The following is a 14,625-nucleotide window of genomic DNA, read 5'->3' as shown; positions in this document are numbered from 1 at the left end:
CGTGCAAATTCAGTTGAACGGGGAGATGCAAACGGTCCCCCCTCATCTGAAAACGGTGGATGATCTCATCAAACACTTCAAATTAAACAACAAAATTCTTGTGGTGGAACACAACCGCCATGTATTGACAAGGGAAATGCATCCCACGACCCGGTTGTCGGATGGCGATTGCATTGAAATTGTTCATTTTGTCGGAGGGGGATAAGCCGGTGTTGAAAATCGGAAAACATACTTTTCAATCGCGTTTGTTTCTCGGCACAGGGAAATTTTCCAGTTTGGATGTACAAAAAAAAGCGGTGGATGTTTCCGGAACCGAGGTGTTGACTTTTGCGGTCCGCAGAATGAATCTCTTTGATCCGGAGCAACCCAACTTTTTGGAAATGCTTGATTTGAAAAAATACAAACTGCTGCCAAATACAGCAGGGGCCACAACTGCGGAAGAAGCCGTACGGATCGCCCGTTTGGCCCGGGCCTCCAACTTGTGTGATATGATTAAAGTGGAAGTGATCGGCGATTCCAAAACCTTGTTGCCTGATCCCGTTGAAACGTTAAAAGCCACCCGGATGTTGGTGGAAGAAGGATTTACCGTTCTTTCTTACACTTTGGATGATCCGGTTTTGGCCCGCAAATTGTGGGAAGCCGGGGCCCATGCGATCATGCCCGGAGGGTCGCCGATTGGTTCGGGGCAAGGGTTATTGAATCCCCTTTATCTGAAGTGGATCATTGAGAATTCGCCGGTGCCGGTGATTATCGATGCCGGAATCGGTTCGCCGAAAGATGTTGCGGAATCCATGGAATTGGGAGCGGACGGGGTGTTGCTCAACACGGCCGTATCTCAGGCGAAAGATCCGGTCAAGATGGCAGAAGCCATGAAATATGCCATTATTGCGGGAAGAATGGGATATGAGGCCGGAAGGATCCCAAAACGGGAATATGCCAGTGCCAGCAGTCCTTCCGAGGGATTGCCGGCCAATTAAATAACTCTTTCAACGAAAAATCCCCTGGCCGGATGAATCCGGCCAGGGGGATTTCTTCTAACTATGTACCTGATGAATGGTGGGTGAGGAAAATTTCACTTTGCTTTTTACATTCCGGTAGCGGGAGATGTTCAGCAAAATGCCCAACGACACCAACTTAAACACCAGTGCCGTTCCCCCGTAACTGATCAGCGGAAGCGGAACTCCGGTCACCGGAAGCAATGCCGTGACCACGCCCAAATTGAAAATCGTTTCGATTGCAATCAAAGTGACGATCCCTGTTGCCATCAAGGTTCCAAACTGATCCGGTGCCTGGAGGGCAACCAAGATGCCGCGTACAATGAGCAAGGCAAACAAAGCGATAATGATGAACCCTCCGATAAACCCGAGTTCTTCGGCAATGATCGAGAAGATGAAATCGGTATGGGATTCCGGAAGGTAAGCCAGCTTTTGAATGCTTCTTCCAAGTCCCACTCCCGTCAAGCCGCCGGGGCCGATGGCCATCAGTGATTGCATGATTTGATACCCGTTTCCGGTCGGATCACTTAACGGATTAAGCATCGATTGAATCCGGTCGACGCGGTAGTCTCCCAACAACATGACGCCAATGAGAACGGGAAGGCCGGATAATGCCAACAAAAAAAGATGTTTCAGCCGGGCGCCGGCGCAAAAAATGATGGTGAAACATATTCCCATGATAATCACCGTTGCGCTAAAATGAGGCTGTAACATTAAGAGTCCCAAGATCAGAAACAGGACGATCAGGGGAGGGAGCAAACCACGCCGAAATTGATGCAAGACCGGTTGCTTTTTGACCATGATGGAGGACATGTAAATGATCATCCCCAGCTTGACAAATTCCGAGGGTTGAAAAGAGATGGCCCCGTAACCCAGCCAACGTTGCGCTCCGTTTCTGACCAGACCGATCATCGGGACGAGGATTAAAAAAATGAGCGAAAGGAGCAAGATCGGGCCGACCCATTTGCGGTAGGTGTGATAGGGGATATTGGAAACCGTAAAAAATAAAATCAAGCCAATCAGGGCATAGATGGATTGCTTTTTGAAAAAGTAATAGGAATCATGGATGCCCGGATCGATATATCCATTGAAATAACTGGCGCTAAAAACCATGACAAGTCCAATTCCCAACAGCAAAAAGGTGAGAAAAATCAACCAAAAGTCTGGTTTGCCACGCTTCATAGTAAAAAATCTCCTTCTGCAAAAGGTTTTGATGTTTCATGCATTATGATAGGATGAAATCCGAGCAGAGAAAAGGAGAATGGAAATCGTGATGAACAAGAAGCACCAAATACAACAAATTGATTTTGCCACCGTGTTGATCTTCATCCTGCTTGCGGCTATTAGCATTGTTGCCATATCGAGTGCGACTTACACCGGAAACCAGGATTTTTACGAAAAACAGATCATGTGGTACATAGTCGGGTTTCTCTGTATGTTCGGTGTTCTCCTGTTTGACTATAAAATTTTGTTACAAGGGAAACTCTTGTATATTTTATACGGGATCGGCATTTTCTTAAATCTGCTCGTCATGATCCCGGGCATCGGCCAGGAAGTGAACGGTGCGCAATTGTGGATCCGGATTGGCGGTTTTTCCCTGCAGCCGTCGGAGTTGATGAAAATCTTTGTTATCTTGATATTAGCAAAAATGATGTCCCGGAAAAAAGGGGAGATGTGGGAGGATTTTCATACGCTCGGAAAGAGTTTGCTGGCTGCGGGCGTCCCGTTTCTGATCATTTTGATGCAACCCGACTTGGGTACGGCACTGATCTTGTTGGCCATCACCGCAAGCATTTTACTGGTGGGCGGCTTGCACTGGAAATGGTTGGTTGGCGGCCTGACGGTGATTGCAATCATCGTCGGCTCGGTCGTTTTTCTTTACCTGTCGGATTCTCCTTTGCTCCACCTCTTGTTGGCGGATCACCAAATTGAACGGATTCAGATCTTTTTGGATCCGGCATCCGACCCGACGGGAGCGGGATATCAGGCAACCCAGGCCAAAATCGCCATTGGTTCGGGAATGCTTTTGGGAAAAGGCTATCAGCAGGGAACGCAAGCTCAGGGCAACTGGATTCCGGAGCCCCACAATGATTTCATCTTTGCGGTGATTGCCGAAGAGTTCGGCTTTTTGGGTGCCGGTTTCCTGCTTGCATGTTATTTGATGTTGCTGTACCGCTTGATTCGCATTGCATTAAAATCAGCCAATTTGTTCGGAACCTGCATCGTCAGCGGAATCGTTGGTATGTTTGCTTTCCAAATATACCAGAATATTGGAATGGCGATCGGTTTGATGCCGATTACCGGTATTCCGCTTCCGTTCATCAGTTACGGAGGCACTTCCATTGTCACGCAAATGATGGCGATCGGTTTGGCATTGAATGTAGGAATGCGTTCCAAGGCGGAACAATTGCAATTTACCATTCATTAAAGGGAGGCGAATCCATGAAAATCACTTCTTTGTCACTGGATATCCGGGAAAAGGATTTTGAAGAGTATGAGGAGACTTTGATCCAAAGAGGATGGAAAAAGGTGAAAGGCCAGCACATTTATCAAAAAACATTCGGCGAGACGGAAGTGGAAATCCGGGAACATATTGCCGCATTCAGTGCCGAAGTCACGTTGAAATTGACGGCGCGAAACGAGCAGGGAATCAAACTGGACCGGATCATCCAATTGCTGCAAGAGTTGGACAAAGCTGATCACACCCCGGATCAAGAGTAAAAAAGCCGCCCTTTTCGAGGCGGTTTTTTTGTACTTTTTTTGCTTTTTGTCCCATAGAATCATAAGGGGTTCAGGAAGAGGCGGATTTTTTCTCCGGCTTTGGCAAAAACACCTTTAAAAGCGGCGGAGTCAAAACGGTGGTGATCAAGATTACTGCGACCATGACCGGAAACAGGGAGGCCGGGAACAGCTTGTTGTTTAAACCGATGCTTGCAATGATCAGCCCGACTTCTCCCCGGGCCACCATGCCGGCACCGACGGCGAAAGAATCCTTTGCCGGGAAACCGCCCAATTTCGCCCCGATGGCACCGCCGGCCAATTTGGTCAATACCGCGATGACGGTAAACACAATGATCTGAATCAAAATGGTGGCATTGACGGACTCAATTTCGGTCATTAAGCCGATACTGACGAAGAAGACCGGCACAAAAAAGGAAAAAGAAATCGTCTCCAGTTTCGGGAACAGTTCGTCCTGAAATTTGCTCGTGCTGAGTATGAGTCCGGCAAAGTATGCACCGACAATCCCGGCCAGCCCGAACATTTCGGCAAGAAAAGCATAAACGAGCGCCACGATGATGCCGATGGTCAGGATGACTTCTGTCGTCATCATTTGGTTGGCCCATTGAAATATTTTCGGAAGCGGCTTGCGGCTCAACCAGATGAATAAAAAGAAGACGATGATTTTCACAATCAATACCGGAAGCGACGGGCTGTCGTCCCCGTTTTTTCCCACAAAGCCAATGACAATGGATAACGTGATGATTCCGAGAATGTCATCCAGGACGGCCGCACCCAAAATGGTGTTGCCCGCTTTCGATTTTAAACAGCCCAATTCGCGCAACGTCTGAACCGAAATGCTGACGCTTGTCGCCACCAATGCGGTTCCGATAAAGATGGACGTGGCAAACCGGTAATCAAACCAGAGACCGCTGGCCAGTCCGCCGAGAAACGGAAAAATCACCCCGATGACCGCCACCATGGTGGAGGCAAAAGCGGCTTTTCGGAATTCCTTTAAATTTGTTTCCAGCCCGGCCAAAAACATCAACAAAATGACACCGATTTCGGCCGCTTCTTCAATAAACGCATTCATATGGATCCAGTCGAGCACCATCGGCCCTAAAAGGATGCCGGCCAAAAGTTCCCCCAGCACGGAGGGTTGCCCCCATTTTTTGCTCAGATGCCCCATGATTTTTACTGCCAGCAGGATGATTCCCAGCTCATACAAGAAGCCGAATTGTTCCAGTTTGCCGAAGTCGAAGAATTGATCTGCTAACATGGTAACCCTCCCTGTTGTTAGGATGGATTTTTTTGTTTATAAAAATACATAGGTGCCCGCTTTTTATCGCTTAGTTTTCATTTTGGTTTTTGTTAGAATAAGAGTGGGTATAGTTATTATGTGTATACAGGCTTGAGTTGAGGAGTGAAGGGTCATTGTTTGGATTATTTCTGTTGCTGTCTTTAGCCGGTTTGGTCTTGACCTTATGGGCACAGGCCAAAGTGAGGGGAAATTATTCTAAATGGTCAAAGGTGCCTGCACGATCCGGATTGACCGGTGCAGAAGTGGCGCGGCGCATTTTGGACCAAAACGGATTGTACAATGTGGCGGTTGAACCGGTACGCGGGATGTTGACGGATCATTATGATCCGGTATCCAGAGTGGTCCGGTTGTCGGAAGGAGTATACAGCTCCAGTTCCATTGCTGCCATTTCGGTGGCCGCGCATGAGTGCGGGCATGCCATTCAACATAAAGAAGCTTATGGCGCGCTTGTCCTGCGCCATCGGATGGTTCCTGTCTTAAACATCACTTCGGGATTGGCTCCTTTCTTGTTGATGGCCGGTATTTTCTTTAAAATGACGGGCATGCTTTTGCTCGGATTGATTTTCTTTTCCGTGGCTGTTTTGTTTCACCTGGTGACATTGCCGGTTGAGTTTAATGCCAGTTCCCGGGCCAAGACGATCATGGTCAGGGAAGGATTTATTAACGGAGCCTCGGAAGAAAGAGGCGTCCGCAAAGTCTTGGGAGCGGCGGCGCTCACCTATGTGGCCGGTGCGGTTGTCGCCTTGGTGGAACTGTTGCAATATGTTGCTTTATTTTTCTTGCAACAGGACGATTAAAGAAAAAACCCTCTTCGGAGGGTTTTTTTTGTGAACGGTCGATCATCTTTTCCTGTTTTTCCCTCTTTTGCCGTCTTTATGACAGAAACCGGGTACATAGTTTGAGGGCCGGATAACAATAATAATGGCAAATCAAAAGCAAAAGGGGGGAAAACAAATGAACCGAATGGCCTTGTGGATGCGTAGCTTCATGAGTTTATGCCTGTTTTTTGTATTGAGTGCGTGTGCCACTTCCCAAGAGCAAGGAGTGGACCGGGACACGCTGAGGGATGACGTGACAAGAATTGCCAACCGAAACAACATGAACGAACGTGCACAAAACTTTACCCGGATGAATGATACGGATGACAACAACTTGGCTCGTGGTGTCCGGGTTTCGGATGAAGTGGCCGGCGAAGTGGCCGGTTTGCCGGAAGTAAAAAGTGCCGCAGCTATAGTGATGGGCAAAACGGCTTATGTGGCGGTGGTTCTGGATAAAAAACGCGGAGACGGAAAGGTGACGGACCGATTAAAAGAAAAGATCACCAAACACGCCAGAGCCGTGGATCCCACTTTGCGGGATGTGTATGTTTCCGCCAACCCGGATTTCGTCAAACAAATGAATAATTATGCCAATGACTTGCGGAACGGACGTCCGGTCAGCGGATTGATCAAAAATTTAAATGATATCATTAAGAGAACATTCCCGGAAGCCAAATAAGCCTTTTTACGGATATAGACCTCTTTTGAGGTCTGTTTTTTTTATATATAATTAGGACAAAGAAGGAAATTGAAGCAGGGAGTGTCGGTTTGTGAAAAGGTTAACGCCCATGGAGATTTTCAATAAAGATTTCAAGCAATCGTTGCGGGGTTATGACATCGAAGAAGTGAACAAATTTTTGGATCAGGTGATTGCAAGTTATGAAGATGTATTGCAGGAAAATGAATATTTGAAGGAAGAAATCAAGAAGTTGAAAAGCGGTGGAAAAAAGGTGTCCCAGGCAACGGGCCGCAATGCCGCCGTTAAAAACGATGACGTGATCAGTGACATCCTCGCCCGGTTGGATCGTTTGGAGAAAATCGTCCTTCGCTAATACATAAAAACAAGTGTGAAAAATGGCTGGCATCCGTATCAGATCAAAATCAATCGGTTTCCTTCGCTTTCGTCATGGATATATATTTTTATTAAAAATAATAATCAAACCTTCTTCTAAGGAGGTTTTTTGAATATTTTGCTGAATTAAAAAATAGTTTGATGAAAAAAGGGGGGCATCGATTGAGAAAAATATTGACGATGGGGATGGCAGCCATTTTTCTTTTGGCTGTGATGCTAAGCGGTTGCAGTTCAAAAGCGGATCAAGGCGACCAAACGTTGAATTTGAATATCACCGGCGAACCGACTTCCTTGGATCCGGCGCAAGCTTTTGATGAAGATTCCCTGGATATCACCCATAATCTGTTTGTCGGGCTGATGCGCCTGGACGAAAATCATCAACCGCAGCCTGCCATTGCGGAGAAAGTGGAGACCAGTGAAGACGGACGGGTCTATACCTTTACGTTGAGGCAAACCAAATGGTCCGACGGAAGTCCGCTGACCGCCCATGACTTTGAGTTTGCTTGGAAACGGGTGTTGAACCCGGAAACGGCTTCAAAAGCGGCTTTTCTGCTTTATTTTATTAAAGGAGCGGAAGCGTACAATCAAGGAAAAGCCGGTGTGGAAGGAGTCGGAGTTCAAGCGTTGGACGATGACACGTTGCGGGTGGAGCTGGAAAAGCCGACGCCTTCTTTCCTCGAACTCACTGCCTATCCGGTTTATGCCCCGGTGAGCAGGCAGGCATATGAAAAAAATCCCGACATGTTCGAAAATACCCAAAACTATGTGAGCAACGGCGCTTACCGGTTGGCTGAATGGAAGCACAACAATTATGTGAAAATAACCAAAAACGAAAATTTTTACAAAGCCAATGAAGTCAAACTGGATGGAATTCATTTTTCGGTGATTACGGATAACCAGACCGTTTATCAAATGTTTCAAACCAAAAAATTGCATGTGGCGTCCAAAAGTTCCATCCCCGGGGAGATGTTAACCCGGCTGATCGGGGAAGAGAAAGTGAAAACCATGGAAGGAAGCGGGCTTTCCTTTTTTCGGTTTAACGTGAAAGAGAAACCGTTTACCAACAAGAAGATCCGTCAAGCGTTTGCGCTGGCGGTGGACCGCAAATTGATCACGGAACAGATTGTGGGAAGCGGGGAAGAGCCGGCATACGCTTATGTCGCTCCTTCCGTGCCGGACAATTTCCGCAAGGAAGGGGGAAATCTGATTTCGGACGGCCAGTATGAAAAGGCACGGCAACTCTTGGCTGAAGGGATGAAAGAAGAAGGATGGGACCGGTTGCCGACGGTGACGCTTATGTACAGTAATGCCACTGACAAAAACAAAAAAGTGGTGGAAGCCGTACAGGAAATGTACCGCAAACATCTGGGCGTGGAAATTCAATTGCAAGCCAAGGAGAAAAAGGTCTATTATGCCGATCAGGAAAACACCCGGTTTGTGATGAGCACCTCCAGTTTCTTGGCAGATTACAACGATGCTTATAATTACTTGGAAAGTTTCCAAACAGGTCATCCGATGAACCGAACCAATTGGAGCAATGAAAAATATGATGCGCTTCTCAAGCAGGCTTCCGAAACGGCTGATCCTGAATCAAGAAAGAAACTGCTGCATGAAGCGGAGGCGATCTTGTTTGAGGAAATGCCGGTATTCCCGCTTTACTATTACAACACGGCATATATGGAACAGCCGGGAGTCAAAGGAATCATCCGCCATCCGGTCGGCCCGAAAGATTATACGCAAGCCGAAGTGAATTAAACCCTCTTGGCATCCGGAAGTCCCAAGTGGATTTTTTTTACAAAGTAATTTTGCTTGAAACACACATACTAAGGACAGATCCGGACCGTTTGGAGGGTAATGATGGAGAATCGAGACAATCAATTTCAAAAGCAAGAAGAACGTCAGGAAGAACGTATGGAAAATCGCACCTATCAGGAAAACAATCACAATCCTCAGCTGGATGAAGAGGTGGCACAGGAGGTTGCTCCCAATCCGGCTCTGGCGAAGGACAGAAGGGAGAACAATAAAAGAAAGGAAGAGGCGGGAGGATTCGGCATTGGTTTAACCGCCTTGATTCTGTCCGTTCTTTCATTTTTTGTCTGGCCGTTTGTTTTATCCATTGCCGGGATTATTGTAGGGATTTTTGCCGTTCGGAGAAGAAGTGCTTTAGGATGGTGGGCGATTGCAGTCGGGATCGTTGCCCTGATCGTCGCACTCTTTTTATTTCCGTTCCGACTACTTTTTTAATCACGTCCGGATCAGGTGAACAAGCCTTTCTGAAAAAGAAAGGCTTGTTCTTATGATAGGAATATGTTATAATTTAAAGTGAAATTAGCGGATGTAGTTCAATGGTAGAACACTAGCTTCCCAAGCTAGGAACGCGGGTTCGATTCCCGTCATCCGCTCCAGTTTATTTTCTGAACGGACTGGAAGCGCTTTTAGGAAATGCACAAAAAAGAGGGAATTATCCTGGAACCCCCTCCGAAATAAAAGCAGAGGCATTACTGTTTTCAGTAGTGCCTTTTTTATTTGATTTCAGAAAAAGTAGCCAAGGGTGCGCCCGATCGAATAAAATAATAAAAATAGCGAAGAAGGAGGGGCTTGCATGCAGGAAATACAATATATCCGTGAGCAATTTACGCGTGAAGAAGATGAAGTGCTCAAGTCGATCAGCGCCGGGTTAGAAAAACAAGGGTTCCCGCAAATATCCGTGCCGCCGGAAGTCGGAAAAATGTTACATATGCTTGTTAAGATTTCCAATGCATCCTGTATTTTGGAAATCGGTGCATTGGGGGGCTACAGCACGATCTGGATGGCCAGGGCGTTGCCGGAGCATGGGAAAATTATTTCGTTGGAGTTAAAGGAGGAGCATGCACAATTTGCCCGCGAGAATATTGCCAAGGCGGGGCTCAGTGAACAGGTTGAATTGATCGTCGGCGATGCTTTGGAAAGTTTAAATCAATTGGAGAAAGAACAAAAACGGTTTGATTTCTTTTTAATTGATGCGGACAAGCTGAATTACCCGAACTATCTGGAGAAAGCCATCCGTCTGTCAAATCCGGGGGCCGTAATCACTGCTGACAATTTATTTCTTCGCGGCCGGGTGTTTGATGAGAAAAATCAGGCGCCTTCTCCGGTGACCATGCGCCGGTTTCACCAGCAGATCGCCTCGGATGACCGCTTGGAGTCCCTGATTCTTCCACTGGGTGATGGTTTGGGCGTTTGCCGGGTAAAGGGGTCCCGTTAAAGTTAAAAAAGGAACCCGAATTTTCCGGATTCCACGGTTTCTGTCTGATTCTAATTTTTCTGTGCCGAGCCGGACTTCACAAGAAAACGAGCCATCCATTCATCTGATTTTCGGGCGATGTTCGGATATCGTTTCCGAAGTTTGAGTACGATTCGTGCTGCCCAAGGAGTGGTTTTGGAAAGCAATGCCAATCCGATAAATGTGAACAAAAATCCTTGGAGAAATGGTGCGAAAAAACCAATGATTCCCAATATTAAAAAGGTCCAACCGAGAATGTTTGTCCAAAGTGTTTTCATGTGATGTTCAAACCCCTTCAGCCCGTTAATATATTTTTAGTATATCCCAGACCTCCGGGAATCAAAATGAAGTTTTTTTGGCAAATGTAACATAAATATGACCGTGACGAAGGGGGCAAAATGATGAGTTGTTTGGAAGAAATTTTGTCATATAATGAGAGGTTTGTAAAAAATAAACAATATGAAAGTTACACCACGGACAAATATCCCAATAAACGGTTATTGATTGTTACTTGCATGGATACCCGGTTGACGGAGTTGTTGCCCAAAGCCCTGAATTTGAGAAACGGGGATGCCAAAATTCTCAAGACGGCCGGTGCATTCATATCGGAACCGTATGGAAGCCTGATGCGAAGCCTTTTGGTGGGCGTAACGCTTTTAAAAGTGGAAGAAGTGATGGTGATTGGTCATCATGACTGCGGGCTGGTCGGTTTGACGGGCGAGCGGGTGCTTGAAAAATTAAAAGAGAGAGGAATCACCGAAGAGAAAGCGGATGAAATAGAAAAACAAGGAGTGGATGCCGCGAAATGGTTGTCCGGCATTCAAAGTGTGGAAGAAGGCGTGATGGAAAGTGTCCGTTTGATCCGAAACCATCCTTTTTTTCCCCGGGATGTGTTGATCCATGGCTTAACCATCGATCCCGAAACGGGAAAATTGGAAGTGGTTGATGACGGTCGGAAAAAATAATCTTCTTCTTTTCAGCAAAAACTGATAAAATATGTGGTAATTAAAAGGAGGCACTGCTTATGGCACTGGCTACTTTTGGAGCTGGATGTTTTTGGGGGGTTGAAGAGGTGTTCCGCCAAATTCCCGGTGTGAAAAACACCACTGTGGGTTACATGGGTGGAACCACGGAAAACCCGACGTATGAAGAAGTTTGCACGGATCAAACCGGCCATGCCGAAGTGGTTCAGGTCGAGTATGATCCGGAACAAGTCACCTATGAAGATTTGCTGAATGTATTCTGGAATAATCACAATCCGACGACACTGAACCGTCAGGGCCCTGATGTGGGAACCCAGTACCGTTCGGTCATTTTTTACCATACAGATGAACAAAAGCAGGCTGCGGAAGCGTCGAAAAAACAATTGGATCAATCCGGCAAATGGAAAGATCCGATTGTGACACAGATTGAACCAGCCGGCACTTTTTGGCGTGCGGAAGAATATCATCAACGTTACTTGCAAAAACGCGGCTTAAATGCCTGCCATTTATAATCAGAGAGAAAAGGCGCTGACATCGGGCGCCTTTTTCTGTAAGGAAGTGAAGCGTGTGAAAGAAATGGTTGTCAAAGGCAAAGTCGTGGATGGTATGACCCGTTGTATCCATTACCATTCGGAGTTGGATATCATAGCGGTTAAGTTTGCCTGTTGCGGGCAATACTATCCATGCTATTTTTGTCATCAGGAAGCGGAGAATCATCCGGTCATTCGCTGGTCGGTCCGCCATCTGCATGAAAAAGCGGTCTTCTGCGGTGTGTGCCGGCATGAAATGACCCTGAAGGAGTATTTGCAGGGGACGGGAGCTTGTCCCTCTTGCCGCGCCAAGTTTAATCCGGGTTGCCGGAAACACTGGCAATATTATTTCGACAGGTCTTTGCTATCTTGTATCCGAACAGAAGTTTGAACAAAACAGGCGGATCTCCCGGCACCTGAATGGATGGCAGGTGTTTTGTTTTGTGTTAGAATGATGGAGTTATGAAAACAGGCATTCTTGTACAGCAGAAAGGAGGGGGGATCGGTGGTTTATTTGGATAACAGTGCAACGACCCAAACCGATCCGGCTGTGATTAAGGTCATGGGGGATGTCATGCGCGAAGTGTACGGAAATCCCTCTTCATTGCACGGTATCGGAGTGAAAGCCGAGCGGTTGCTGCAGCAGGCGCGCAAAGTGATTGCCGATCAACTCGGCGGATCGCCGCAGGAAATCATTTTTACTTCGGGAGGAACCGAAGCCAATAACATGGTGATTCGCGGAATTGCCGAATCTTACCGCAACCGGGGAAACCACATCATCACGAGCCAGGTTGAACATCCGTCTGTGTATGATGTTTTTCAGTACCTGAAACAAAAAGGGTGGAAAGTCACTTTTCTGCCTGTGAATGAAAAGGGGCAAGTGAGGACCGAAGACGTCAAAGCCGCTTTGACCGATGAAACGGTTCTGGTTTCCATCATGCATGTCAATAATGAGACGGGAAGCATTCAACCAGTCGGGGAAATCGGGGAATTATTAAAATCTTATCCCAAAGTGATGTTTCATGTGGATGCGGTCCAATCTTTCGGGAAGATCCCGCTGAAACCGGCCGATGCCCATATCGACTTTTTAACCATGTCCGGCCACAAGATTCACGGACCGAAAGGCATTGGTTGTTTATATAAACGGAAAAACCTGACCCTTCCGCCGCTTTTGATCGGCGGGGGACAAGAACAGGGATTTCGCTCGGGAACCGAAAATGTCCCGGCTGTTGCCGGCCTGGCCAAAGCGGTGGTGATGGCTGGCCAATCGGAGAAAGATTTTATCCAAAAATGCCAACGATGGAAAGAAATGCTCTTGGAGCGGGTGAAAGAGTTAAACGGTGTGAAAGTGAACGGAGATACGTCTTCCCGCGGTGGAGCCCCGTATATTTTAAACTTGTCTTTCCCTGGACTGAAGTCCGAGGTGGTGGTTCATGCCTTGGAAAAAGAAAAGGTTTATGTCTCCAGCAAATCAGCCTGCTCCTCGAAAAAAGAAGAGCCTTCCAGAGTGTTGAAAGCGATGGGGTTGACCGATCTGGAAGCGATCGGTTCCATCCGGATCAGCATGGGGAGGATGAACACGGACGAAGATATCCGCCGATGCGGCGATGCACTGGTGCGTGTCATCCCGGAATTACAACAAGTCATGAAGGTGCATAAAGGATGAAAAAGAACTGTATATTGTTGCGATATGGAGAGCTTGCATTAAAAGGCAAAAATAAAAAAGAATTTGAGAATCAGTTGGTGAACAACATCCGCCAAAAAGTGAAACGGTTTCCGGGCACGGTGGTGACCAAAAGTCCGGGCCGGATTTATATTGACCTGAGTGAAGAACACTTCGAGCCGGTCATTCAGGCTTGTTCGGAAATTTTCGGTCTGGTGGGGATCAGTCCCGCCATCCGGGTGGAGAAGGATTGGGAAAAAATCAAAGAGGCGGCATTGGCGCTGTTGAGTGAACAAAAGGAACGGGTGCACACGTTTAAGATCAATGCGAAACGGGCCGATAAGCAATTTCCCATCCCCTCCCAGGAGATGAATCACCGGTTGGGCGGATTTTTGCTGGCCAAGCTGCCGCATTTGAAAGTCGACGTCCACGATCCGGATCTGACATTGTTTGTGGAAGTGCGGAAAGAACATGCTTATGTATATGGCGAGGATCTCCCTGGCTTGGGCGGTTTGCCGGTTGGAGTCAGCGGAAGGGTTTTGTTGATGCTCTCCGGAGGGATCGACAGCCCGGTCGCCGGATATCTGGCGCTGAAACGGGGCGTGGAGCTGCAGGCAATTCATTTTCACAGTTATCCGTATACCAGCGAACGGGCCAAACAAAAAGTGATCGACCTGGCCAAAATCTTAACCCGTTACGGGGGACACATCCGGTTGCATGTGGTTCCGTTCACCGAGATCCAAACGGAGATCAACAAGCATTGTTATGAATCGTACAGCATCACCATTATGCGCCGCTTTATGTTCCGCATCGCGGAGCAAATCGCCAAAAAACACAAAGCGTTGGCGCTGGTGACCGGAGAAAGTCTCGGCCAGGTGGCCAGCCAGACACTGGAAAGCATGCAAACGATTAATGCCGTAACGACAATGCCCGTACTAAGGCCGCTGGTGGGGATGGATAAACAGGAAATTATGTCCATCTCCAAGCGTATAGATACTTATGAAACTTCCATTTTGCCGTATGAAGATTGTTGTACGGTTTTTCTCCCGAAAGCACCGAAAACCAAGCCTCATCTGGACGTGGCCGAAAGGCAGGAGCGTTTGCTGGATGTGGAACGGTTGATCCAAGAAGCCGTGGAAAACACGGAAATCATCGACTTGCGCCCGGAAGATGAAGAAGAATTTTCCTACTTTTAAGGTTGCGTTTGGCATGCGGTTTCCGTTCCGCATGCCAAACGGTCAAAACAAACATGACCGAAACGGG

The 14,625-nt window shown here is 47.3% G+C and carries 18 protein-coding genes and 1 tRNA gene; 16 read left to right on the top strand and 3 right to left on the bottom strand.

The window, feature by feature from the left end; genetic code table 11:
- Window position 1 precedes the first annotated feature (1 nt).
- Both thiS and I8U23_RS04520 read left to right on the top strand, forming a co-directional pair.
- Entirely contained in the window at window positions 2-205 is a 204-nt protein-coding gene (thiS, locus tag I8U23_RS04525) for a sulfur carrier protein ThiS (protein ID WP_037994479.1), read from the top strand.
- A gap of 4 nt (window positions 206-209) precedes the next feature.
- Window positions 210-977: a thiazole synthase gene (locus I8U23_RS04520; RefSeq protein ID WP_037994477.1), complete on the top strand. Its 768-nt coding sequence runs from the start codon at window positions 210-212 to the stop codon at window positions 975-977.
- A 57-nt stretch (window positions 978-1,034) separates the two neighbouring features.
- On the opposite strand, the gene ftsW is transcribed toward I8U23_RS04520, so the two are convergent.
- Entirely contained in the window at window positions 1,035-2,177 is a 1,143-nt protein-coding gene (gene ftsW / locus I8U23_RS04515) for a putative lipid II flippase FtsW (RefSeq protein WP_049720336.1), read from the bottom strand.
- Window positions 2,178-2,268: 91 nt separating this feature from the next.
- Here ftsW and rodA point away from each other — a divergent pair, with 91 nt between their 5' ends.
- Together rodA and I8U23_RS04505 are read left to right on the top strand one after the other, a co-directional pair.
- Window positions 2,269-3,423 carry a rod shape-determining protein RodA gene (gene rodA, locus I8U23_RS04510; protein ID WP_198052675.1) on the top strand — a complete coding sequence of 385 codons (1,155 nt, stop codon included), beginning with the start codon at window positions 2,269-2,271 and terminating at the stop codon, window positions 3,421-3,423.
- A gap of 14 nt (window positions 3,424-3,437) precedes the next feature.
- The gene (locus I8U23_RS04505; RefSeq protein WP_037994475.1) at window positions 3,438-3,716 is read left to right on the top strand and encodes a hypothetical protein; all 279 of its coding nucleotides are present in this window, start codon (window positions 3,438-3,440) and stop codon (window positions 3,714-3,716) included.
- A 70-nt stretch (window positions 3,717-3,786) separates the two neighbouring features.
- Here the strand turns inward: I8U23_RS04505 and I8U23_RS04500 are convergent, their stop codons facing one another.
- Complete coding sequence (locus I8U23_RS04500) at window positions 3,787-4,992, bottom strand: cation:proton antiporter (protein ID WP_049720334.1); 1,206 nt, start codon at window positions 4,990-4,992, stop codon at window positions 3,787-3,789.
- Between the two features lie 155 nt (window positions 4,993-5,147).
- Between I8U23_RS04500 and I8U23_RS04495 the strand changes: the two genes are divergently transcribed.
- From I8U23_RS04495 to I8U23_RS04465, 7 genes are all read left to right on the top strand, one after another.
- Entirely contained in the window at window positions 5,148-5,831 is a 684-nt protein-coding gene (locus tag I8U23_RS04495; protein ID WP_049720333.1) for a zinc metallopeptidase, read from the top strand.
- A 157-nt stretch (window positions 5,832-5,988) separates the two neighbouring features.
- Complete coding sequence (locus tag I8U23_RS04490; RefSeq protein WP_049720332.1) at window positions 5,989-6,531, top strand: YhcN/YlaJ family sporulation lipoprotein; 543 nt, start codon at window positions 5,989-5,991, stop codon at window positions 6,529-6,531.
- Window positions 6,532-6,622: 91 nt separating this feature from the next.
- Window positions 6,623-6,904, top strand: coding sequence for a DivIVA domain-containing protein (locus I8U23_RS04485; RefSeq protein ID WP_049720331.1), 282 nt, complete (start codon window positions 6,623-6,625; stop codon window positions 6,902-6,904).
- Window positions 6,905-7,086: 182 nt separating this feature from the next.
- Window positions 7,087-8,679, top strand: a complete 1,593-nt coding sequence (locus tag I8U23_RS04480; RefSeq protein ID WP_198050788.1) for a peptide ABC transporter substrate-binding protein — start codon at window positions 7,087-7,089, stop codon at window positions 8,677-8,679.
- 102 nt (window positions 8,680-8,781) lie between these two features.
- Window positions 8,782-9,168 (top strand): DUF308 domain-containing protein, encoded by a 387-nt coding sequence (locus tag I8U23_RS04475; protein WP_049720329.1) that lies wholly within the window; start codon window positions 8,782-8,784, stop codon window positions 9,166-9,168.
- A gap of 87 nt (window positions 9,169-9,255) precedes the next feature.
- Window positions 9,256-9,329 (top strand) — tRNA-Gly (locus I8U23_RS04470).
- 197 nt (window positions 9,330-9,526) lie between these two features.
- Complete coding sequence (locus tag I8U23_RS04465) at window positions 9,527-10,168, top strand: O-methyltransferase (RefSeq protein ID WP_049720328.1); 642 nt, start codon at window positions 9,527-9,529, stop codon at window positions 10,166-10,168.
- Window positions 10,169-10,218: 50 nt separating this feature from the next.
- Here I8U23_RS04465 and I8U23_RS04460 read toward each other — a convergent pair whose 3' ends face one another.
- The gene (locus I8U23_RS04460) at window positions 10,219-10,464 is read right to left on the bottom strand and encodes a PGPGW domain-containing protein (RefSeq protein ID WP_037997165.1); all 246 of its coding nucleotides are present in this window, start codon (window positions 10,462-10,464) and stop codon (window positions 10,219-10,221) included.
- 123 nt (window positions 10,465-10,587) lie between these two features.
- Here I8U23_RS04460 and I8U23_RS04455 point away from each other — a divergent pair, with 123 nt between their 5' ends.
- From I8U23_RS04455 to thiI, 5 genes are all read left to right on the top strand, one after another.
- The gene (locus tag I8U23_RS04455) at window positions 10,588-11,151 is read left to right on the top strand and encodes a beta-class carbonic anhydrase (RefSeq protein WP_037997162.1); all 564 of its coding nucleotides are present in this window, start codon (window positions 10,588-10,590) and stop codon (window positions 11,149-11,151) included.
- 59 nt (window positions 11,152-11,210) lie between these two features.
- Window positions 11,211-11,681: a peptide-methionine (S)-S-oxide reductase MsrA gene (gene msrA, locus I8U23_RS04450; protein WP_049720327.1), complete on the top strand. Its 471-nt coding sequence runs from the start codon at window positions 11,211-11,213 to the stop codon at window positions 11,679-11,681.
- Between the two features lie 64 nt (window positions 11,682-11,745).
- Window positions 11,746-12,090, top strand: a complete 345-nt coding sequence (locus I8U23_RS04445; protein WP_037997175.1) for a CHY zinc finger protein — start codon at window positions 11,746-11,748, stop codon at window positions 12,088-12,090.
- Window positions 12,091-12,204: 114 nt separating this feature from the next.
- Entirely contained in the window at window positions 12,205-13,365 is a 1,161-nt protein-coding gene (locus I8U23_RS04440; RefSeq protein WP_037997157.1) for a cysteine desulfurase family protein, read from the top strand.
- Complete coding sequence (thiI, locus tag I8U23_RS04435) at window positions 13,362-14,558, top strand: tRNA uracil 4-sulfurtransferase ThiI (protein ID WP_037997154.1); 1,197 nt, start codon at window positions 13,362-13,364, stop codon at window positions 14,556-14,558. Before I8U23_RS04440 ends, thiI begins: the two co-directional genes overlap by 4 nt.
- Window positions 14,559-14,625 lie beyond the last annotated feature (67 nt).

It is taken from the genome of Thermoactinomyces sp. CICC 10735 (assembly GCF_016055175.1).
Classification (GTDB): domain Bacteria; phylum Bacillota; class Bacilli; order Thermoactinomycetales; family Thermoactinomycetaceae; genus Thermoactinomyces; species Thermoactinomyces vulgaris.
Note: the sequence above shows the minus strand (reverse complement) of the source record. Positions and strands in the feature narration are given on the sequence as shown.